The 22,287-nt window shown below is 63.4% G+C and carries 17 protein-coding genes; 6 read left to right on the top strand and 11 right to left on the bottom strand.

Annotated features, from left to right (window positions below; genetic code table 11):
• Positions 1-24: 24 nt before the first annotated feature.
• Positions 25-996: a ChaN family lipoprotein gene (locus SR882_RS06870; protein WP_322520516.1), complete on the bottom strand. Its 972-nt coding sequence runs from the start codon at positions 994-996 to the stop codon at positions 25-27.
• Between the two features lie 468 nt (positions 997-1,464).
• On the opposite strand from SR882_RS06870, the gene SR882_RS06875 reads away from it, so the two are divergent.
• Positions 1,465-1,749 carry an RNA recognition motif domain-containing protein gene (locus SR882_RS06875; protein ID WP_407653303.1) on the top strand — a complete coding sequence of 95 codons (285 nt, stop codon included), beginning with the start codon at positions 1,465-1,467 and terminating at the stop codon, positions 1,747-1,749.
• Positions 1,750-1,846: 97 nt separating this feature from the next.
• Here SR882_RS06875 and SR882_RS06880 read toward each other — a convergent pair whose 3' ends face one another.
• The 4 genes from SR882_RS06880 to pepN are packed head-to-tail and all read right to left on the bottom strand — an operon-like array spanning position 1,847 to position 7,226.
• The gene (locus SR882_RS06880; RefSeq protein ID WP_322520517.1) at positions 1,847-2,617 is read right to left on the bottom strand and encodes a hypothetical protein; all 771 of its coding nucleotides are present in this window, start codon (positions 2,615-2,617) and stop codon (positions 1,847-1,849) included.
• A gap of 7 nt (positions 2,618-2,624) precedes the next feature.
• Complete coding sequence (gene motB, locus SR882_RS06885) at positions 2,625-3,650, bottom strand: flagellar motor protein MotB (RefSeq protein WP_322520518.1); 1,026 nt, start codon at positions 3,648-3,650, stop codon at positions 2,625-2,627.
• Between the two features lie 27 nt (positions 3,651-3,677).
• Positions 3,678-4,532, bottom strand: a complete 855-nt coding sequence (gene motA, locus SR882_RS06890) for a flagellar motor stator protein MotA (RefSeq protein ID WP_322520519.1) — start codon at positions 4,530-4,532, stop codon at positions 3,678-3,680.
• 36 nt (positions 4,533-4,568) lie between these two features.
• Positions 4,569-7,226: an aminopeptidase N gene (gene pepN, locus SR882_RS06895; RefSeq protein ID WP_322520520.1), complete on the bottom strand. Its 2,658-nt coding sequence runs from the start codon at positions 7,224-7,226 to the stop codon at positions 4,569-4,571.
• Between the two features lie 212 nt (positions 7,227-7,438).
• Here pepN and rdgC point away from each other — a divergent pair, with 212 nt between their 5' ends.
• From rdgC to SR882_RS06910, 3 genes are all read left to right on the top strand, one after another.
• Positions 7,439-8,326, top strand: a complete 888-nt coding sequence (rdgC, locus tag SR882_RS06900) for a recombination-associated protein RdgC (protein WP_322520521.1) — start codon at positions 7,439-7,441, stop codon at positions 8,324-8,326.
• A 166-nt stretch (positions 8,327-8,492) separates the two neighbouring features.
• Positions 8,493-9,878, top strand: coding sequence for an adenylosuccinate lyase (gene purB, locus SR882_RS06905; RefSeq protein ID WP_322520522.1), 1,386 nt, complete (start codon positions 8,493-8,495; stop codon positions 9,876-9,878).
• 186 nt (positions 9,879-10,064) lie between these two features.
• The gene (locus SR882_RS06910) at positions 10,065-11,483 is read left to right on the top strand and encodes an HDOD domain-containing protein (RefSeq protein WP_322520523.1); all 1,419 of its coding nucleotides are present in this window, start codon (positions 10,065-10,067) and stop codon (positions 11,481-11,483) included.
• A gap of 31 nt (positions 11,484-11,514) precedes the next feature.
• Here SR882_RS06910 and queG read toward each other — a convergent pair whose 3' ends face one another.
• Positions 11,515-12,585 carry a tRNA epoxyqueuosine(34) reductase QueG gene (gene queG, locus SR882_RS06915; protein WP_322520524.1) on the bottom strand — a complete coding sequence of 357 codons (1,071 nt, stop codon included), beginning with the start codon at positions 12,583-12,585 and terminating at the stop codon, positions 11,515-11,517.
• Between the two features lie 17 nt (positions 12,586-12,602).
• A complete protein-coding gene (locus tag SR882_RS06920) occupies positions 12,603-12,983 on the bottom strand; it encodes a fluoride efflux transporter FluC (protein WP_322520525.1) in 381 nt (126 codons plus the stop codon).
• A gap of 320 nt (positions 12,984-13,303) precedes the next feature.
• On the opposite strand from SR882_RS06920, the gene SR882_RS06925 reads away from it, so the two are divergent.
• Entirely contained in the window at positions 13,304-13,729 is a 426-nt protein-coding gene (locus tag SR882_RS06925; protein ID WP_322520526.1) for a hypothetical protein, read from the top strand.
• Positions 13,730-13,842: 113 nt separating this feature from the next.
• Here the strand turns inward: SR882_RS06925 and tsaB are convergent, their stop codons facing one another.
• From tsaB to gnd, 4 genes are all read right to left on the bottom strand, one after another.
• Positions 13,843-14,580, bottom strand: a complete 738-nt coding sequence (tsaB, locus tag SR882_RS06930; protein WP_322520527.1) for a tRNA (adenosine(37)-N6)-threonylcarbamoyltransferase complex dimerization subunit type 1 TsaB — start codon at positions 14,578-14,580, stop codon at positions 13,843-13,845.
• An 83-nt stretch (positions 14,581-14,663) separates the two neighbouring features.
• Positions 14,664-16,346 (bottom strand): glucose-6-phosphate isomerase, encoded by a 1,683-nt coding sequence (gene pgi, locus SR882_RS06935; RefSeq protein WP_322520528.1) that lies wholly within the window; start codon positions 16,344-16,346, stop codon positions 14,664-14,666.
• Positions 16,346-17,863, bottom strand: a complete 1,518-nt coding sequence (gene zwf / locus SR882_RS06940; RefSeq protein WP_322520529.1) for a glucose-6-phosphate dehydrogenase — start codon at positions 17,861-17,863, stop codon at positions 16,346-16,348. Before zwf ends, pgi begins: the two co-directional genes overlap by 1 nt.
• A gap of 27 nt (positions 17,864-17,890) precedes the next feature.
• Positions 17,891-18,934, bottom strand: coding sequence for a phosphogluconate dehydrogenase (NAD(+)-dependent, decarboxylating) (gene gnd, locus SR882_RS06945; protein WP_322520530.1), 1,044 nt, complete (start codon positions 18,932-18,934; stop codon positions 17,891-17,893).
• A 455-nt stretch (positions 18,935-19,389) separates the two neighbouring features.
• On the opposite strand from gnd, the gene ppc reads away from it, so the two are divergent.
• Entirely contained in the window at positions 19,390-22,212 is a 2,823-nt protein-coding gene (gene ppc / locus SR882_RS06950; RefSeq protein ID WP_322520531.1) for a phosphoenolpyruvate carboxylase, read from the top strand.
• Positions 22,213-22,287: the final 75 nt, after the last annotated feature.

Here is a 22,287-nt window from a genome sequence, read left to right on the forward strand (position 1 = left end):
CGACGCTCACAGGAGCAGCCGACGTCACTTCCCATCTTCTGCTGCGCGATCCGGTGCACACGGGTCCGGCCGGGACACGGCCGGCATGATCAGTCGCAGGTCGAACGCGTCGTCCGCCCCCGGGGGATCACTCAGATGGTTTAGCGGCACCATGCCGACGGACAACACCTCCGGACGCCTCTTCTCGGCGACCCGTGCCAGCCAGTAGCCAACACCCCGGTCAAGTCGCGCGTGCTGATTGCCCATCACGGCGACGATCTGGTGGGCGGGAAAGGATTCCCGCGCGGCCATGATCGCTTCGGCCATCAACACATCGCGTGCCACCTGCGCCCGAACCATGCGGCTCGACATGGCGGGCGGAATCGCCTGGCAATGCGATTGCTCGAGGACCTCGACCAGCCCACGCTGCTGTGCATCCGGCAAGGACAATGTCGGGGCAATCGAATCGATCCATGCCCGTGCGTCGGCGTCCAGTTCGTCCCGCCAACCGGCATCATCTGCAATCGCCACCGCCATGGCCTTCTCTCGCGACAGGTTCAATGGCCAAAGCGGCACCCCGTGCTCCGTTGCCCAGTCAAACAACGGGCCGTAGTGTTGCCATCCCCACCCCTCGAAATCGAAGCCGCCCGCGTGGGCTCGTGCTCGACCGTTCTCGAAACGCCCGGCGTTTAGCCGATCGATCCTGCCCCCACCACCACGATCGAGCTGCTCGAGGGCAAGCACAAGCGGACCATCGAAGGCATCGAACAGCTCGACCTGGCGCCGATGGATGGCCTCGGAATCATGCACCTCCCCCAGCAGAATCACCGGGGCATCACGCAGGCGATCCAGCGCCTGGTCATTGGTCACGGCATGACCGCGGGCATCCCACCAGCTACCGACAAGCGGGGCGGTCTCAGCCCGAGCGGTGGAGATCACCAGCAAAACGGCAAGTCCGCCCAGCAGACCACCGATTCCGGGCAGCGTCCGACCATGCCGAACCACCAACGGAGTCATTTTGTTCGGGGATGCCATCGGGTCCATGCGTGACAGGTCGACTCCTTCTAGCTGGGGCATACGGTGGGCGGCCAAACCCGGGATGAACCGGAGCTTAGTAAAACGAGGGCGATTTGCCTCCCGCTCAAAACTCCATGCTGGTTGAAGGCGGTGGCGCCCGATACACGACCTCGATGGCTTCGAACGCTTGCTTGCCCTCCCAGACCCCCGTTTGATGCGCGTTTCCCATCGCCAGACGGGCATGGCGAACGCCACTGACCCGGGCTAGCGACCTCCCGTCAGAGTGATGGAAAACACTGCTTGCGTTCACGCCCGAATCGTTTACTGTCAATCCAATGAAGGGCCCGGCCCCTGCCCAGCACAAGTTTGGTGAGGCGAGCTGGTTACCTTCATCCGACCGGGGTGGATGCGTGCTGAACACCCCGTCCGGTCGCCAGATCAGCACGGTTTTGAGAGTTTGTTTTCGAGATGATCAATATTTACGTGGGCAACCTGCCCTACTCCCAGGATGACCAGGGCCTCCAGGCCGCCTTCGAAGCCTTCGGCGAAGTCAAATCCGCCAAGGTGATCAAGGACATGGCTACCGGTCGTTCCAAGGGCTTCGGTTTTGTCGAGATGACCGACAAGGCCGCCGGCGAACAGGCCATCGAAGCGCTTAACGATACCGACATGGACGGCCGCACCGTTCGTGTCAACGAAGCGCGTCCGCGCGAGCGTAGCAACGATCGCGGTGGTTTCGGTTCGCGTTACTAAGACGCTCTCCGGGAGATGACGAAAAGCCGGCCATTGGCCGGCTTTTCTGTTTCTGGATGGCCGGAATGCGCCGGTCGCTGACGAGCGTCCGCCACCATTACTCGGAATCAGATACCACCGACTGCCGCGGCAGTCGTGGATAGCGGAACAAATCGAACCGCCCCGCACCGATCAACGACTCGGCCTGAATTCCCGGCACCTCGAAGGCCAGCGAGTACAAGCCGCCCCCCTCGGGCAACTCGCGCTGACACTTGCGCCAGATACGCAACATCGGCTCAGGGGAAAGGAAGGTAAACACCGCCTCCTGATCACGCCAGGACACGCGCCAGAAATCACGAAATTTCACCTGGCAATTCGACAGCTGACGACAGCGCCACCAAGCCACGACATAGAGCAACGGCGCGGTCTCAAAGCCGGTGAATTGCGTCCCGGGAAACCGTTTGGCCAAGGCCGTGATCACGTGGCCGTCCCCACAGCCCACATCGGCCAGTTGCCGAATCCGGCGTGTCCGGATCTCCTCGGCCAATACCTCGATCACCGCCGTCCCCGAGCGATAAAGCGGCACCCGGTGGCGTATCGCATTGAACTGAATCAGCAAGAGGATCAAGGCCGCGGCGAGAAACCAGCCCGGATGGATCTGTAGCCCACCCCACATCACCAGCGGGGCGACCAACAGCACCCCGCGCCACCACGGCGGCAACAAGCGCCACCCCATCAGCATGGCCAACACGCCGGCTACCAACGCGATCAGCCACGCGTCAGGCATCTCGCCCTGCCACTGCATCCAACTGCGCGCAATCAGGAGACTCGCCAGTATCGCGAGTGCCAGAACGGCGAACCCGATCAGCAGGGCCAGATGGCGACGCATCGTGAGGTTATCGGCTGGCTTCGGTGTCGATCGGCGTGCCGGTGTCGGGGTTGTCCGTCGCCCCGGCTCCTGGATCGGTCACGCCCGTCGGGCCCTCGAGTAGATCCTCGACATTCATTCCGCCCCCGCGGGAGGGTTCAAGGATGCGCCGGGTTGCGGATTCCTTCATCACCGTCATCGATATGCGCCGGTTCTGCGGATCGAGCGGGTCTTCCGCGACGAACGGCAAGGCGTCCGCCATCCCGATGACCTGCAGGAACTTGTCCGGCTGATAGCCATACTCCGCCAGTGTTCGACGGGCCGAGTTCGCTCGCTCGGCGGACAGCTCCCAGTTGCTTCGCTCCCGACGATCGAAGGGACGGGCGTCGGTATGCCCCTCGATCGACAGGCGGTTGGGCATGTCGTTCAGGACCGGGGCGAGCGAATGCAGAATCTCGACGGCATACCCCTGCAGGTCATCGGAACCCAGCTCGAACATCGGCCGATTTTCCTTGTCGATGATCTGGATGCGCAGCCCATCGCGGGTAATGTCGAGCTTGATCTGATCCTTGTAGGCCTTGAGGGCCGGATCGACCTCGATCAAGGACTCCAGGCGCTCCTTGAGCTCTTCGATCTGCTCCCGCTCGAGCGCCTCGATCTGCTCCTGGATCTGCTCCTGGGTCATTTCGGACGGATCGGCCGTCTTGTCCTCGGATCGGGTATCCCGCTTTTCGGGCGTGGGCTTGTCGCCCGCCTGCACCTGCCCTTCCTGGCGGGTGAGGTCGTCCCCGCCCCCGTCGATCAGGCTTTCGCTCATGCCGGCACTGCTGCCACCTTCCAGGGTGACCTTGGTCGGGTTGGCGAAATATTCCGAGATGCCCTTGAGATCTTCCTCGCCCATCGAGCCCAGCAGCCACATGAGCAGAAAGAACGCCATCATCGCGGTCACGAAATCGGCGTAGGCAATCTTCCACGCCCCACCATGGTGACCACCATGGCCCTTCTTGACCTTCTTGATGACGATCTGCTGGTTTTGATCCGGTTGTTCGGCCACCGTCTTTCTACCCCGTATTCAACCGGTTCACTTGTTTTCCTTGAGGAAGGTCTCGAGCTCCGTGAAGCTCGGTCGATCCGAGGAATACAACACTTTGCGGCCGAACTCGACGGCCACCTGCGGCGGGTAGCCGTTCATGAACGCAATCAGCGCGGCCTTGATGCTTTGCTGATACTTGGTGCCGTCATTGATCTTGTGCTCGAGATTGTTGGCCACCGGATTGACGAACGCGTAAGCCGCGAGGATACCGAGGAAGGTCCCCACGAGAGCCGCGGCGATCAGTTTGCCGAGTTCCGACGGCGGCAGGTGGACCGACTCCAGGGTGTGCACCACCCCGAGGACCGCCGCAACGATACCGAACGCCGGCAGGGCCTCACCCATCTTGGCAATCGCTGATCGGGGCAGATCCGCCTCTTCGTGGTGGGTATCGATGTCCAGGTCCATCAGGTTGTCGATCTGGTGCACATCCAGCGTGCTGGAGACCATCAGCCGCAGATAGTCGGTGATGAATTCGACGGTGTGATGGTCCTTCATGACGGTCGGAAAACCATTGAACAACTCACTGTTTTCCGGATCGTCGATGTCTTCCTCGATCGCCATCAACCCCTCCTTGCGCGCCCGCGTGAACACCGCATAAAGGAGTGCAAGGGTCTCCATATTGAGTTTCTTGCCATACCGAGAGCCCTTAAAGGCGGTGCCGAAGCCACCGAGTGTTGCCTTCAGCGTCTTGGGCGAGTTGCCGGCAATCAGGGCGGCACCGGCCGCGCCGAAGATCATCAGGTACTCGATTGGCTGGAACAGGATGATCAAATGACCACCCGCAAGCATAAAGCCGCCAATTATGCTGCCCGTCACGATGAGCCAGCCGATTGCAACCATCATGGCGCGTTCATCTCCAAATAGTCATTCATTATCTTTTTATTTCAATGCCTTGCCGGCAATCTCGGCGAGATCGGGCGAGCAATCGACGCGATCCAGCATGCGCTCGAGTTCCCCTCGCATCCGATCGGCACGGCCGCCATCATATCGGCGCCAGCGACTGAACACCGTCGCCATTCGGGCGGAGATTTGCGGGTTGAAACCGTCGATCTCGATGATCTTGTCGGCAACCCAGCGATATCCTGAACCCGTCGCGGCATGAAACGCGACCGGATTGCCCCGCGAGAACGTACCGATCAGTGAACGCACCCGGTTCGGATTGCGGATCGAAAACGACGGGTGCGCCTCGAGTGCGGCCAACGTCTCCATGTCATCCGGCTCGACGATCCGCGCCCGCAAGGCAAGCCACTTGTCCATGACCAACGGGTCGTCCTGCCACTCGCTGGCGAAGGACTCGAGCGCCTCATCCCGCTCATCCGTCGCCCGCAGAGACAGCGCCGTCAGGGCGTTGAAGCGCTCGGTCATGTTGTCGGCTTCACGGACTTGCTCGACCGCGAGGCGGCGCCATGCCGGATGATCGAGCGCATTCAGATACGTCAACGCTTGAGCGCGCAAGGAACGGCGACCGACATCCACGCCATCGAATCGGTAACCGCCATCGACGGCGAGCTTTTCGAACACCAGGACCAGGGTCTGGGACCACTCGTTGGCCAGCTGCTCGCGCAGTTCGACACGCGCCTGGTGGATGGCGTCGACCGGTACATCCTGCGTGAACTGCTCGGCGATGTAGTTTTCGCTCGGCAGCGTCAGGCACTCGGCGACAAAGCGTGGATCGGCGCCTCCCTGCGTGCCTGCCGCCGAGTGCAGCAACCGTCCGAAGGCCTCGCTCAAGCCGTCCGGCAACCGGGTTTCCGGCCACTCGCCGTGTGCCTCGGCCTCACCCACCCGTTCGACCAGTGTCTTCATCACCAGACGCTGGTAGGCATCCCAGCGATTGAATTCATCGGTATCGGCACTGGCCAGCAAGGCCAGATCCGCGGCATCGTAGTCGTGCTCGATCTTGACCGGCGCGGTGAAACCGCGATTGAGCGAGAGCACCGGCAGATCGGACCCGGCCGGCAGGGAGTAACGACGGCTTTCCTCCGTCTTCGCGAGCACCAGGGTCAATGCCTGTTCGCCGTTGCCGTCCGGGCCGCCCAACGCCACCGGATGGCCGTCACGGTCAAACGCCGCCAGCCCGAGCGGAATCAGGAACGGCTCGTCATCGTCCTGCCCGGCGACCGCCGGCACCTCTTGTCGAAAGTCGACCACCAGCTCGTCGCCTTCCAGGCGTTTGCTCACGTGCACGTTCGGCGTGCCCGCCCGATCGTACCAACGGCGGAACTGGGCGGTATCGAAATCCGCCTGTTCGGCCATGGTGTCGATGAAGTCCTCGATGGTGACCGCCTGGCCGTCGAAGCGCTCGAAGTAGCGATCCGTGCCGCGGCGAAATGCGTCCCAACCGAGCAGGTTATGCCACATCCGCACCACCTCCGCGCCCTTGTTGTAGACGGTCGCGGTGTAGAAATTGTTGATCTGCTCGTATTCCTTGGGCTGCACCGGATGGGCCTGCGGGCCGGCATCCTCGGGGAACTGCACCTGGCGGAGCAGGTTGACCTCCTCGATGCGCTTGACCGCCCGTGAGCCCATGTCCGCCGAGAATTCCTGATCGCGGAACACGGTGAAGCCTTCCTTCAACGACAACTGGAACCAGTCGCGGCAGGTCACCCGGTTGCCCGACCAGTTGTGGAAGTATTCATGGGCGACCACCGATTCGATGCCCTCGTAGTCATGGTCGGTGGCGGTTTCCGACCGGGCCAGGATGAACTTGGAGTTGAAGACGTTCAGCCCCTTGTTCTCCATCGCGCCCATGTTGAAGTCGTCGACCGCGACGATGTTGAACACGTCCAGGTCGTATTCGCGACCGTAGGTTTCCTCGTCCCAGGCCATCGACTTGATCAACGAGCGCATCGCGTGATCGCAACGATCGATGTTGTGGGGTTCCACGTAGATCCCCAGATCGATCGTCCGGCCCGAACAGGTCGTGAACTGATCGTGGATCGACTTGAGGTCACCGGCAACCAGGGCGAACAGGTAGGACGGCTTGGGGTGCGGATCTTCCCAGATGGCCAGGTGACGGCCGTCCTCGAGATCGCGGGACTCGACCGGATTACCGTTACTGAGCAGCACCGGGCAGGTCGACTTGTCGGCAATAAGCGTTACACGGTAACGGCTGAGCACGTCGGGCCGGTCGGGGAAGAACGTGATCCGTCGAAACCCTTGCGCCTCGCACTGGGTGCAGAAATTGCCGGAGGACTGGTAGAGCCCGTCCAGCGTGGTGTTGTCGACCGGATCGACGCGGCAGACAACGGTCAAGCGGCACTGATCCGGCAGGCCGCTGATCGACAGGCCGTTTTCGCGTTGATCGACCTGCTCCTTGGCCAGCGACTCGCCGTCCAGCGCAATCGACTCGAGCGTCAACTCGTCGCCATCCAGCCACAGCGGCTCGTCGTGGGAGCCGTTGCGCCGGACGGTGAGCGTTGATTCCACCCGAGTCCCGCGAGCGGCCAGCTCGAAGGTCAGGTCGACATGGTCAATCAGGTAATTCGGCGGGCGGTAGTCGGCGAGGCGGACGATATGCGATTGACGTTCGGTCATGGTGGCCTTGTAGATAACAGCAAAAAAGAGAATTCCAAGTCTCGTGAGCATATCAGGAACCGGATGGATTCCGTGCCCGCGGGCCGCGAGCAATGCCCCCATCCATCAGGCATAATGCGCCGGTCCTGAACTGGGTGGGCGTGGGAGGATCTGCACGCATCCCATGCCACCGGTTCGTCATCCGCCAACCGTTTATCGGAGTCGCCGACGCCATGCTCTTTTCCCAGATTGCCGCCTTCGACCTGGCCGACTGGCCGGAACCGTCGCTGGATACGCTATCCGAACAGCTGGCCGAGAAGCGCTTTGCCCCGACCCTGTCGCAGCAGGTCGAATCCATGGGTTGGGCCCCGGTGGTCGCCGAGGCGCTTGCCATCGAGACCGACGGTGCCTTCGGCCTGCTGTTCCGCCGCGAAGAACGCGCCGTGCCGCCGCGGGTGGTCCAGGACCACGCGGCCAAGAAGCTGGCCGAGGCCGGTGAGCGCGAACCCTCCCGCGACGAGCTGCGCCAGGCCCGCGAGAATGCCCTGCTGGAGCTGTTGCCGCAGGCCTTCCCGCGGCAGGCCGAGACCCGGGTGATCATCGATGCACGCAACAAGCAGGCGTGGCTGGCCAACGCCGGCGAAAAGCGCAACAGCCAGATCAACTCCCTGCTTCGCGAGACCCTTGGCCAGTGGCGCGTCACCCCCGCGTTCGGGTCCGAGGAGCACGGCAGCCGACTGTCGCGCTGGTTGCTCGAAGGGCCGCCGGCCGGATTCGAACTGGGCGATTCGGCCAAACTGCTCGAACCGCGTGACGGCGGCAGCATCACGGTCACCCGGCTGGGATTGCCCGACGAGAATGTCCTCGCCCACCTGCGCGACGGCATGACGGTCGAACAACTCGAACTCGTCTGGCGCGATCGGCTGCGCTTTACCATGCGGGCCGACGGCGCCCTGACCAAGGTGAAGGCGCTCGACACCCTGGATGACGAGTTTGACGACGATGGCCTGGATGATCCGGCCACACGCCTTGAAGCCGAGCAACGCCTGACACTCGACGTACTGCGCGAACTGACCCGGGTGCTGCACGAGGCCCTGGCCCGGCCGGAGACCGCCAACTGATCGGCAAGGGAAATCCGGGCGCAACGACTGAAAAGCCCGATCCAGCCCCAGGCCGGCGCGCACCGCATTTGGCTCGCCCGGCCGCCAATCGCATAATCACGAACCAACCCGTTGAATTCGAGCCCCCTGCCCGGCTCGACCAACCGATTTTTTTACAGGAACGCGCATGACTGACTCCGCCCAAGCCGCCTTCGCCCTGACCGCCGTCTCGCCGCTCGACGGCCGCTATGCCCGCCATACCCGCGCGCTGACCGAATGTTTCAGCGAGTACGCGCTGATCAAGTATCGCGTGCTGGTGGAGGTCGAATGGTTCAAGGCACTGGCCGACGAGCCGAAGATCGCCGAGGTGCCGGCGTTGAACGACGAAGACCGAGCCTCGCTCGATGCCATCGTCTCGGAATTCCGGGTCGAATCGGCCATGCGCGTCAAGGAGTTCGAGGCGACCACCAACCACGACGTCAAGGCGGTGGAGTACTTCCTCAAGGAACAGGTCGCCGATCATCCGCGCCTGGCTTCGATCAGCGAATTCTTCCACTTCGCCTGCACCTCCGAGGACATCAACAACCTCGCCTACGGCCTGATGCTCGCCAAGGCACGCGAGGACGTCGTCCTGCCGGAGATCGACGGGCTGATCGACACGCTGCGCAAGATGGCCCACGAATGGGCCGCCGTCTCGCTGCTGTCGCGTACCCACGGCCAGCCGGCCTCGCCGTCAACCATCGGCAAGGAGATCGCCAACGTGGTCGCGCGCCTCGAGCGCCAGCGGGCACAGATCGCCTACGTGAAGCTGATGGGCAAGATCAACGGCGCGGTGGGCAACTTCAACGCCCACCTGGCCGCCTACCCCGAAATCGACTGGCCGGGCTTCTCCAAGCACTTTGTCGAGGGGCTGGGGCTGACCCACAACGCCTACACCATCCAGATCGAGCCACACGACTACATCGCCGAGCTGTTCGATGCGATCGAGCGCGCCAACACGATCCTGATCGATTTCGCCCGCGACATCTGGGGTCAGATCGCGCTGGGGCACTTCAAGCAGCGCCTGGTCGAGGGCGAGGTCGGCTCGTCGACCATGCCGCATAAGGTCAATCCGATCGACTTCGAGAATGCCGAGGGTAATCTCGGCGTGGGCAACGCGGTGATGGGACATCTCGCCCGCAAGCTGCCGATCAGCCGCTGGCAGCGCGACCTGACCGACTCCACTGTGCTGCGCACCCTGGGTGTAGGTATTGGTCACTCGCTGATCGCCTATCGCTCGATGGCCAAGGGCCTGTCCAAGCTCGAGATCAACGCCGAGCGGCTGGCCGCCGAACTGGACGGCAACTGGGAAGTGCTCGGTGAGGCCATCCAGACGGTCATGCGACGCTATGGCGTGGAAAAGCCCTACGAGAAGCTCAAGGCGCTGACCCGTGGGCAACGGGTCGACGGCCCGGCCATGCGCGCCTTCATCGAGGGCATCAACGAGCTGCCGCCCGAGGCGCGTGAACGGCTTGCCGCCATGGCACCGGGCGACTATGTCGGCAACGCCAAGGCAATGGCCGAGCGCATCTGAACCAGGCCGACCGGCAGTGCACATGCACGGACGGCGGCTTCGGCAGGATGCCCGGTCTCGGTTGGGTCAAAGCCTGAGTAACGCACCGGGTATTGCGCACGGCAAAAAAAGCCCGCAATGTAGCGCTGATGGCCAGGGAATGACGTCCAGCGACTGGCGTTGAGGGACTACGTGGGGGAAGTCGGCATGACGCTGCCCGAGAACTGGAGCGAGTACCTGCTCGATCACCCGTTGCCTGTCCGACGGGCGATTCACCAGGGCATGTGCCGGGAATTGCTGAACGAGTCGCCCGATTTCCCGCGGCTGGTCGGCTGGCTGCGGCGTGATCCGGCCGCCGCCAGCGTGGTGCTGGGGGCCGCGGCCAGCGGCCAACGCAAACGCGAACGCAGTGCACCACACAACCTTGAGCACGCCCTCTCGCTGCTGGGTAGCAACTGGGCGCGCAACCAGTTGCCACAACTCCCGATCCTGGAAAACACCCTGACCGATGAGGCGCAGCGGGCCGGCTATCTCGCCGCGTCCTCCCGGGCCATGCGTGCCGCCCGGATGACCGAGACCTGGCTGATCGAGCGCCGCGAAACCGGCTTCGAGATGGTCTCGGTCGCCGCCCTGCTCCACAACCTGGTCGAACTCGCCCTGTGGCGGGATGCCCCGGAACTGGCCAGACAGGCGTTGGCGATCGCACGCAAAAGCTTGATCGATTTCACGCAGGCACACGCCGAAAACGGCAGTCTCGACAGCTGCTTCTCGGTCGGCCGTGCCTTCGAGATGGTTCTGGGGGAGGCCGGCATCGATCTGCACCAATTGGAGACCACCTTGACCGAACGGTATTACCTGCCGGTCATGCTCCTGGCCGAGGAGGCGAGCATTCCCACCCTCGGCGCCCACCACGAATCCATTCTCGTGCTCGCCCGCCGGCTCGCCTTCGCCAGCGAATTCGGTTGGTATCACCCCGTGATCCGACGATTGACGGTCAGCATTGCCGAGCAGCTCCACTTGTCCCCCCACGCCGCCTGGCGGGTGACGGTGAAAAAGACCCTGGCCGATGCCCGTGAATTCACCGAGGTCCCGCTCTACCACCCCGGTCACTTGCTCGTTCAGCAGGAGGACGGCCGCGACCTGCTCTGGCCCCTGACAGCCGACTATGGGCTCGACGATAGCGACAATGGTTGCCACGCCAGTGGGGCTGCCACTCGAACCGCGCCGCCGGCCACGCCGGGACGTCAACTGGGCGATACCATCCGGCAATTGACCCGGCTCGACGGCGTCGAGGAGATCGCGCTCTACGAGAACAGCGGGGACAGCCTGGTGAAGCACCGTTTCCATTGGAGTCGCAACGGGGAGACGGCCCTTCCAGAACGGCTGGCGTTGGCCCAATCCCCCTTGCTGTCCCGTCTCCAGTCGCGTTTGGAAACGCTGGGAATCGATGCGGGGAATCTCGAGCGCCTGGCCCCGCATCTGGACCCGAACCTGGGCCAGGCCGCGAAAGGCGGGCTTGTGATCGCGCCGCTGGCGGTCGACGGTACGTTGATCTCGACCCTGTTCGTGCGGGGCCCTCGGGGCGACCAGCAGCGCGAGATCCTGGCGACACTGGACCGCAGCTGAGGACCCACGGCATGCGTGTTGCCGCGGCGGATTACCTCGCCAGTCGTGCCAGCGCCCAGTGAATGTGTCGATCAACCTGATCGCCCGCCTCACCCAATCCACCCTGTAGTGCCGCCAACGCGGCCGGGATGCGCGGATGCCCTGTCGGGAGGTTTCCCAGCGCGACGGCCAGGTTGCGCCGCCAGCGGCGCCAGCCGATTCGTCGAATGGCCGAGCCTTCCGTGCGCGCCAGAAACGTCGGTTCATCCCAGCCGAACAGCTCGACCAGATCGGGGGCCTCCAACCCCTGCCTGGCGTGAAAATCCGTGTCGTTGGTCTTCCGGGCGAACCGATTCCATGGGCAGACCAACTGGCAGTCGTCACAGCCATAGATCCGATTGCCCATCAATGGACGCAGCGATTCGGGTATGTCGTCGTGCGACTCGATGGTGAGATAGGAGATGCAGCGACGCGCATCAACCACGCCGTCGGCGACGATCGCCCCGGTCGGGCAAACGTCCAGGCAGGCCGTACAACTGCCGCAATGTGGCTGGACGGGCTCGTCGACCGGGAGATCGATGTCGAGAAACAGCGCGCCGAGGAAGAACCACGACCCGCCGGAGCGGTTGAGCACCAGCGAGTGTTTGCCTTTCCAACCCACCCCGGCGCGTTCGGCAAGACCGGTCTCGTAGACCGGTGCGGAGTCACAGAACGCCCGGTAGGTAAACGGGCCGACCGACTCGCTGATCCGCTGGGCCAGTTGCGCCAGCCGCTTGCGCACCAGCTTGTGATAATCCCGCCCCAGCGCGTATCGGCTCACGTAGCCCAGCGCCGGCTCGCCCAGGACTTTCGACGGCCCCAGAGATTCGGGTGGTAGATAGTCACGCGTGACCATCAGCACCCGGCGGGTTCCGGGCACCAGTTCCTCCGGATGGAAGCGCATCAGACCGTGACGCTGGAAAAAGCCCATCGTGCCGGCGCACCCGTCCTCGAGCCAACGCTCGAAGCCGGCCTCATAGGCCGAGAGATCGGTATCGGTTACCCGCGCTTCGGTGAATCCCAGTTCGGCTGCCCAGTCCTGGATCGATTCCTTGAGTCGCTGCGGCGAGGTTTGAGTCGTCATGTCGTCTCGAGCATCGGTCATCCGGCGAGGCGCTCGCCAAGCAACATCCCACCTCGCGCCGCCGCCAGGCACAGGATCACGGTCGCCGTCACGTACAGGCCCGCCCAGAGCCACGCCTGGCGCTGCATCAGGGCCAGCGTGTCGATGGAGAACGCCGACATGGTGGTAAACGCCCCGAGAAAGCCGGTCAGAACCGCGAGCCGATACTCGATTGGCAGCTGCCAGCGCGTCAGCAGCCACACCCCCAGAAACCCCATCAATCCCGAGCCGATCACGTTGACGCTCAGCGTGCCCCAGGGGAAGGCACGCCCGCCAAACTGCATGATCGCCGCCGTCAGGCCGTAGCGAGCCATGGCGCCAAGACCACCGGCCAATCCAATCAAAAGATACAGTTTCATTCCGACCAGCTTTCTCTAGGACGAACGGTCAAACGATCGGGGGCGACCGATCGCTAACGGGACAGCCGCTTCCAGCACAACCCGTCGTCGTGGGCGTCAGGTTATCACGCGCGATCACCTCACCTGGCAGGCTCGCTCAGCCTCTGTTCGAATCCAAGCGCCCGTTGTCGCGACGACCATCCTTGCAACAGCGGGCAAGTGTCCTAAGCTCCATCCCATACCGGTAAGCCAGGCACGGGACACGGGCTTCCAAACCCAAGCCGCCCCCAAGCCGCTTGGCCGTCGAACGTTTTCAACCAAAGCACAGTCAAGGAGAACGCATGAAGAAATTGCTACTCGCCAGTGCGATTGCTGGGCTTTCCGTAGGTATGACCACGCCGACGATGGCTGCAGACGACAAATATGAAGCGTATCAAGCCTCAATTCAGGAGCGGGGAGACTCCGGCGTTTCCGGCACGGCGATCTTTGATCCTGAAAATGGCCGGATGGCCGTCGTGGTCAATGCCGAAAATGCCAACGGTATGTCCGCGGGTATTCATCGGGGGATTTGTCGTTACGCTGAAGACAGCGAGGGAGCGCCGGAAGACTTCGCCTTCAACAAGGAGCCGGAGTTCCAGTGCACTCCCTTCCAGGACGGTAAATCCATGACAACCATCGACGTAACAGTCGAAGAGTTGATGGGGCAACCGCGTTCAGTCGCGATCTACGACGGCGACACCGTCGTCGCCTGCGGGAACATCCAGTAACCCGCATCACTTGGTCGGCCAACCGACCGAACACAAGAACGCCCCGCAATGAATTCGGGGCGTTTTTTTATTGGGTCATCCCCCGTCGGGGTTTTCTGGGACCGCGATCCGGCTCAACGACCAGCGACCTTGTCGCGCAGATAGCTCGGCACGGCCGCATCGGGAGAGATACGCTCGTTTTCCGGCAGTCGGCGAATCAGGTCCAGCGCATCCCGCGCATGTGGCAAGGCCTCCGGTTCCACTCGTATCGCCGCCGGGCCCTCGCCGAGCTTCGGGTACCGACCGAAGCCTGTGCCGCAGGCTACCACTCGGTTTTCCTTCGCTGCCGGGAACGTCGGCTCGGTCACCGCCTCCTCCACCAGCGTGATCAAGTCACCTGAGTCGCCCAAACGATAGACCGCCCGGTAAATCTCGCCCATGCGGGCGTCGATTGCGACCTGCACCTCGACGTCCCCGGTGTACTCGCCAGATTCCTCCAACCGCCGGAAAGCCCCGGCTGCCAGACACGCGAGCGACGAGATCCCGACCATGGGCAAGTCGCGCGCGATGGCAATACCCTGAGCCATCGCGGTGGCAATGCGCACGCCGGTGAACGATCCCGGCCCGCGCCCGAAACCGATCAGATCCAGGTCCTCGAATTCGATCTGTGCCTCTTCCAGCAGCCCTTCGGCCATTGGCAGCAGCTTTTCGGCATGTCCCCGGGGGGCGACCTCGAAGCCGGTGACCACCCGGTCGCCAGCGAGGACACCGGCGGTACAGGCCTCCGTGGACGAATCTAGATAGAGAATGTTCACACTCACCCCTGGGTGATGAAGGCAATCCGCCAACCGTCGGCCTGGCAGCGCGACCATGGATCGGCGGTTTTTATGGCGGGGATTCTATCGGAAACCGCCGTGAAATCGCGAGGCGGTCATTGCCAGGACGCCAGTTGGACTCAGCCTTCCTCGTCGCCACTCTGCTCGGCGGTCCAGTGCTGGCGAATCTCGTCGAGAAGCCACCGGGTGGAACCGTCGAAGTCATCGTCCGCCAGATCGCTGCCGACGAAGGGCTCGAGTTCGTTGGCCATCTGCTTGCCCAGCTCCACCCCCCACTGGTCGAAGGAGTCGATCTGCCACACCGCCCCGGCCACGAACACCCGATGCTCGTAGAGCGCCAGCAACGCGCCGACCGCCTCCGGGGTCATCTGCGGGAACAGGATGGTATTGGACGGCTGGCCACCGGGGCAGACCCGGTGCGGGGCAATCCGCGCGATGGTCGCTTCATCCGCGCCTTCGGCCCGCATTTGCGCCTCGATGTCCTCGCGCTCGCGCCCCAGCATCAAGGCCCGGCTCTGGGCGACCAGGTTGGCCAGCAGCTGCTGTTGCTGGCTACCAATCGGGGAATGGGTGCGGATCGCGCTGATGAAATCCGATGGGATAAGCCGGGTACCCTGGTGGAGCAGCTGGTAGAACGCGTGTTGGCCGTTGGTCCCCAGGCCACCCCACAGCACCGCGCTGGTGTGCGAGTCGACCGGTTGGCCGTCGATGCGCACCCGTTTGCCATTTGACTCCATCATCACCTGCTGGAGGTGGGCGGGCAGGAAGCCGAGCCGCGTGCCGTAGGGAAAGACGGCCAGCGAGTCCGAGCCGAGGAAGTCGGCATTCCAGACGTCGATCAGCCCGAGGATCAGCGGCAGGTTGTCCCGCCCCGTGTTGAGCCGGAAGTGCTCGTCGAGCGCATGCGCCCCATCCAGCAAGCGCTTGAATCGATCCATGCCCAAAAACAGCGCGATCGGCAAGCCGATGGCCGACCAGAGAGAATAGCGCCCGCCGACCCAATCCCAGATGGGGAACATGTTGTCCGGGTCGATGCCGAAGTCACGCACACGCTGGGTGTGGGTGGAAACGGCGACGAAATGCTTCTTGATCGCCTCCTCGTGCGGCGCACTCTCGAGAAACCAGCGCCGGGCCGAGCGGGCATTGGCCAGGGTCTCCTGCGTGCCGAAGCTTTTCGAGGCGACCACGAACAGCGTGGTCTTCGGGTCGAGCACGGCAAGCTTGGAGGCCAGGTCACTGGGCGCGATGTTGGAAACGAAATGCACCCGGATGCCGCGATCGGCGTAGGAACCCAACGCCCGGCACACCATACGCGTGCCCAGATCAGAGCCGCCGACACCGATATTCACCACGTCGGTTATCGGGTCGCCCGCATAGCCCCGCCATTCTCCCGATTGGACCGAGTCGACGAATGTCTCCATGTGATCGAGGACGGCGTTGACCTCCGGCATCACGTCCTTGTCATCGAAGCAGATCGGTCGGTTCGACCGGTTGCGCAGCGCCACGTGCAGCACTGCCCGGTCCTCGCTGCCGTTGATGTGCACGCCGTTGAACATGTCGTCGCGCAACTCCAGCACGCCGCGTTCCTCGGCCAGCGCCAGCAGGCCATCGATCACGTCATCGGTGACGCGTTGCTTGGAATAGTCGATCGACAAGCCGGCCGCGTGCCCCGAAAGACGAGCGGCCCGATTGCCATCGGCCTGGAACCAGTCATTCGGGTGGCGACGCATGTGTTCGGTCGCCTTGACCTCGAGCAACTGCCAGATGGGACTCATCCGGCCGACATACCGTTCCTGTCGCATCAATCCTCCCCGGGGATCTTGAGATTGTTTCGCCAGCGGTGGGAATCGGCATCGAACAGCCGGTCGGCTTCCGGCGGCCCCCAGCTGCCCGCCGGGTACGTCGGAATATAGTCACGCTCGACCGCCCAGTTGCGCAGGATGGGATCAACCACCCGCCAGGCCCAAGACACCTCATCATACCGAAGGAAGAGCGTCTGATCGCCGTTCATCACGTCGAGAAGCAGGGTCGCGTAGGCATCGAGGTTAGGCGGCTCCTCGCCGGTGTAGGTGGCATCCATCTGCACCGTGCGGGTACGCATTTCCAGCCCCTCGGTCTTGATCTGCATCTCGAAGCGGAAGTTTTCCTCCGGCTGGATGCCGATCAACAACCAGTTGGGCGCGGTGTTGGCAACCTGGGTCTCGCGGAAAAGCTGCTGTGGCGGCTCGCGAAAACGAATCGAGATCTGCGAGTGACTCTTCGACATGCGCTTGCCGGTGCGCAGGTAGAACGGCACGTCCCGCCAACGCCAGTTGTCGATGTAGAGCTTGAGGGCGGCATAGGTCTCGGTGACCGAGTCATCCGGCACGCCCGGTTCATCCAGATAACCGGATTCGTTCTTCCCTTCGACCACGCCGCGGGCGTACTGAGCGCGAAAGGCCTGCGCGTGCACGCCCCGGTGGGAAACCGGGCGGATGCAGCGCAGCACCTTGACCTTCTCGTCGCGGACCGCCTCGGCGTCCATCGATGCCGGTGGCTCCATCGCCGTCAGCGCCAGCATCTGCATCAGGTGACTTTGCACCATGTCGCGCAGCGCCCCGGCCGAGTCGTAATACTGCCCTCGCCCTTCGATGCCCTGTTGCTCGGCGTGTGAAATCTGCACGTGATCGATGTAATTGCGGTTCCACAACGGCTCGAGCAGCAGGTTGGCAAAGCGCATCACCATGATGTTCTGCACGGTGCCCTTGCCCAGGTAATGGTCGATGCGGAAGATCTGGTGCTCGTCGAAATACTGGTGCAGCAACCCATCGAGGGCATGCGCACTCTCGATGTCGTGCCCGAAAGGCTTCTCGATCACCACGTGCCGGCAACCGAGGGTCTCGTCGGTCAACCCGCAGGCACCCAGGTTGCGGCAGATCGCACCGAAGGCCGACGGCGATACCGCGAAGTAGAACACCACGCAGTCCGGATATTCGGCGTGCATCAACCGGTCGGCGAGATTCTCGAAGCATGCCGTGTCGTCGAGATCGCCGTTATGAAAGTGCAGCTTGGCCAGCAGCCGTTCGATCCCCTCATCGGCCGAGCAACCGTCTCCCTCATCGCTGCCGGCCAGACACAGTCGACGCACCTCTTCCCGCCAGGCGGCATCATCCCAGTCCCGACGACCAAAGCCGACAATGCGGCTGCCCTCGGCAAGGCGTCCGGCCACCTCCAACTGGAAGAGCGCCGGCAACAGTTTCTTGCGAGACAGGTTCCCGGTCGCCCCGAAAATGACGATCGTGACCGGCCGCGGCGGCTCACTACGGGTTGGCTTACGCATGATGATTCCGTTCGTTATCTGAGTGCCTCATGACTCGTCCCGGCGCTGAACCACGTGTCCGCCGAAGGCGTTGCGCATCATCGCCAGCACGCGGTTGCCGTACCCTTCATCATCCTGGCTGGCAAAGCGCATCTGCAGGGCCAGCGTCATGACCGGTGCGGCCACGCCCAGATCGATCGCCGCGATCGCCGTCCAGCGGCCCTCGCCGGAATCGGCAACGTGCGGCTGGATGGCCTCGAGTCCCTGCCCTTCCTGTTTGAGCGCGTCGGCCGTCAGGTCGAGCAACCAGCTTTGCACCACCGACCCCTCGCGCCACAGTTCGGTCACCTGGGCCAGATCGAGATCGAACTCCGACTTCTTGCGCAGCACGGCCAACCCCTCGGCCATCGCCTGCATCATCCCGTACTCGATGCCGTTGTGGATCATCTTGGTGAAGTGCCCCGATCCGGCCGGCCCGACGTGGCCCCAGCCTGAATCGGGCGTCGGCGCCAGCATCCGGATCGCCGGCTCGATGTGGGCGAAACCGGCCTTCGTGCCACCCACCATCAGGCTATAGCCATTCTTGAGTCCCCAGACGCCACCGGAGGTGCCGCAATCGAGGAAATGCACCCCGGCCGCCTCGACACGCTCGGCGTGCGCCATGGTCTCGCTGTAACGCGAGTTGCCCCCGTCGACCAGGACATCACCGGGGCTCATCTGTGGCAGCAGGCGCTCGATCGCCTGGCTGGTGATCTCGCCGGCCGGCAACATCAGCCAGATCACGCGCGGGCCGTCGAGCTCGCGGAACACGTCGGCCTCCTCGTAGGCCGGCACGATATGTTCCTCCTCGCGCAGCAACTCGTCGATGGGCCCTCGACTGCGGTTGTGCGCCACGACCGTGATGCCACCACGCGAGAGGCGCCGTGCCATGTTGGCGCCCATGCGCCCCAGACCGAAAATCGCGAGTTTCATCGCCTCACACTCCTGTAATCGTGCAACGGTTACCCGTCCAACGGTTGAAAAACGGCGGATTACCAAACAACTCGACGCCCGCGGCAAGCGGTCAATCGCGTCCTGACGGCGCTCTGCCACGTCTCTGACCTTGCGCGTGGATCGATCAACGGTCAATCATTGATCGCTCCAGTGATCGACCTGGGAGACCAATGCCCGGTCACCGCCCCTTTGCGTTCGTTGAGAAAACATCGCCCAACAAAAGGCAGCAAACTTCGCGCCATGTCGGCGTGCCGACATCAAGATCGACTGATTCAAGCGTAGCCAACGCGGATTCGATTTCCATGACGCCATGACCAAAACAGGCCAGCCACAAGCCAACGAGCACGACATATGGAGCCCGCCATGACGGGCCTTGCGGTGCCAACCGGCAAGAGAGGCCAGAAATCGATATAATGCCCGCGATTTTGCCCGACGATCCCGATCCCCTTCCCACGGGCCAACCCCAGGGTCCCCGCGGTCGGGCGGGCCACTCCGAGCCGGGGCAATCCCCGATCTCGGAGCCGCAACCATCAATCCGCGAGAACTCATACGCGATGACGACAAGCAAAGACAAGGATAAGGCCCTGCGCGCCCGAGTGCGCCTTTTCGGCAACCTGCTCGGTGAAGTGCTCCGCGAACAAGCCGGCGAGGCGGTCTTCGATACCGTCGAAAGCCTGCGTCGTGGCTTCATCCGCCTGCGCAAGAGCTACGATCCCGAGCTCTACGGCGAGCTGATGGACGAGATTGAAGCGCTCGACGCCGACAGCCTCAACCTGGTCGTGCGTGCCTACGGGCTGTACTTCAACCTCGTCAATATCGCCGAGGAAGACTATTCCCATCAGCATCGTCGCCGCCAGATTCGTCGCGGTCTGCGACTGTGGCGCGGGTCGTTCTACGACACCATCCGAGGCTTCCACCGCGAGGGCATGACCTCGGAACAGCTCCAGGGGCTGCTCGACCAGCTGGTGTACATGCCGGTTTTCACGGCCCACCCGACCGAAGCCAAGCGCCGTACGGTCATGGATCTGCAGCGCCGCATCTTCCTCCTGTGCGGCGAACTCGACCGTCCGGAGTCCACCGGGGTCGAGCGTGAACGCCTGCTGGATGAAGTGAAATCGATCATTCTCGCCCTGCTTCGCACCAACGAGGTGCGCACGACGCGTCCCGAGGTGTCCGACGAGATCCGTCTGGGCATGTACTACTTCCGCACCTCGATCTTCGCGGCCGTGCCCAAGGCCTACCGCTACCTCGAGCGGGCCGTCAATCTCAATTACAACGCCACCAACCCCGACCAGCCGGTCACGGTGCCCAGCCTGTTCAAGTTCGGCTCCTGGATCGGCGGTGACCGGGACGGCAACCCCTACGTCACCCACGACGTCACCATCCAGGCGGTCTGCCTGGCCTCCGAGACCATCCTCAAGGAGTACCTGGATCGCCTCGAGACACTCAAGCGCATCCTGACCCACTCGCTGCAACTGGTGCCGGAAATCGACTGCCAGCAGCTGCAATTGAAGGCCGATGCCGAGGCGCTCGGCATGCTGAAGGCCAACCAGCACAACGGCGAGTTCTTCCCCGAGGAACCCTATCGCCTGAAACTGCGCGCCATCCGCCAGCGGCTGCGTTACAACCTTGCCTACATTCACAGCGAACTCGATGGCAAGCCGACCGAGCTCGATCCGCGCGCCTACCAGAGCAAGGATGCCTTCCTCGACGACCTGTACCGCCTGCGCGATTCGCTGGTCGGCATTGGTGATCGGCTGCTGGCCGAGGGCGACCTGAAGGACCTGACCCGCCTGGCCGAAACCTTCGGCTGGCATCTCGTGCGCCTGGACATCCGTCAGGAATCCACCGAGCACACCGAGACCGTCACGCAGGTCCTCAAGCAGCTTGCCCCGGAAATCGATTACGCCAACCTGGCCGAGGACGACCGCACCCGCGTGCTGGGCGAACTGATCGAGGCCGGCAAGCACCGGGCCGAGGCGCTGGCCGCGGACGGGTTGAGCGAGAAGTCCCGCGAGGTGGTCAAGGTCCTCGAGGTCAAACGCCAGCTGATCGATCACATCAGCCGCGAATGCTTCGGTACCTACGTGATCTCGATGACCCACTCGGCCAGCCACGTCATGGAGGTGATGTATCTCGCCTCGCTGACCGGCCTGGTAGGCAAGACCGAAGACGGGGCCTGGTTCAGCGACATCCAGGTCTCGCCGCTGTTCGAGACCATCGAGGACCTCAAGCACATCGAGCACGTGCTGGGCACGCTGTTCGACAACCCGACCTACCGGGGTCTGGTGCGCGCCTCGGGCGAACTCCAGGAAGTCATGCTCGGCTACTCGGACTCCTGCAAGGACGGCGGCTCGCTCGCCTCGGTCTGGAGCCTTTACAACGCCCAGAAGCGCGTCATCCGCCTGACCCGCAGCCACGGCATCCAGTGCCGTCTTTTCCATGGTCGGGGCGGCACGGTCGCGCGCGGCGGCGGTCCGACCCACGAGTCGATCCTCTCGCTGCCACAGGGCACCGTCGAGGGCCAGATCAAGTTCACCGAACAGGGCGAGGTGCTGTCCTCGAAGTACAGCAACAACGAGACGGCCATCTACGAACTCACCATGGGCGCGACCGGCCTGATGAAGGCCTCGCAGCACCAGGTCGTCAACGAGCACCCCGTACCCGAGGAATACGAGCACGTGGTGGGCGACCTGGCGCGCTTCGGCGAAGAGGCCTATCGCGATCTGACCGACCACACGCCGTTCTTCTTCCACTACTTCCACGAGGCCACCCCGGTCCGCGAACTGGGGCTGCTGAACATCGGGTCGCGACCCACCTCGCGCAAGAAGGGCGATCTCTCCAAGGCATCGGTCCGCGCGATCCCCTGGGTGTTCGGCTGGTCGCAGTCACGCCACACCCTGCCGGCGTGGTATGGCATGGGCTCGGCGCTCAAGCGCTGGCGCGAGGAGAATCCGGGCCGCGAAGAGCTGCTTCACGACCTGTTCGACCAATGGCCGTTCTTCCACAGCATGCTGCGCAACACGCAGCTGTCGCTGACCAAGGGCGAGATGAACATCGCTCGGGAATACGCCGGCCTCGTCTCCGACCAGGAACAGGCTCAAACGGTCTACGAAAAGATTCGTGCGGAGTACGACTGCGCCGTCGAGCAGCTGCTGGAAGTGGCCCACGCCGACTCGTTGGTGGAAATCGACGAGTACATCGGCACGTCGATGATGCGACGCAACCCGTATCTGGACGTCCTCAACCACATCCAGATCACGCTGCTGTCACGCCATCGTGACGAAAGCGTGCCGGAAGGCGAGCGCGAGAAGTGGTTGCCACCGTTGCTGCGCAGCATCAACGCCATTGCCGCCGGGATGCGCAACACGGGGTGATCGACCACCGTTAGCAGCCCATCGAGGCCACCCCCGTGCGCGGGCGGTGGCCTTTTCTTTGGCTCCTCGCGCTTT

Origin of the sequence: Guyparkeria halophila (assembly GCF_034479635.1) — a bacterium.
Taxonomy (GTDB): domain Bacteria; phylum Pseudomonadota; class Gammaproteobacteria; order Halothiobacillales; family Halothiobacillaceae; genus Guyparkeria; species Guyparkeria halophila.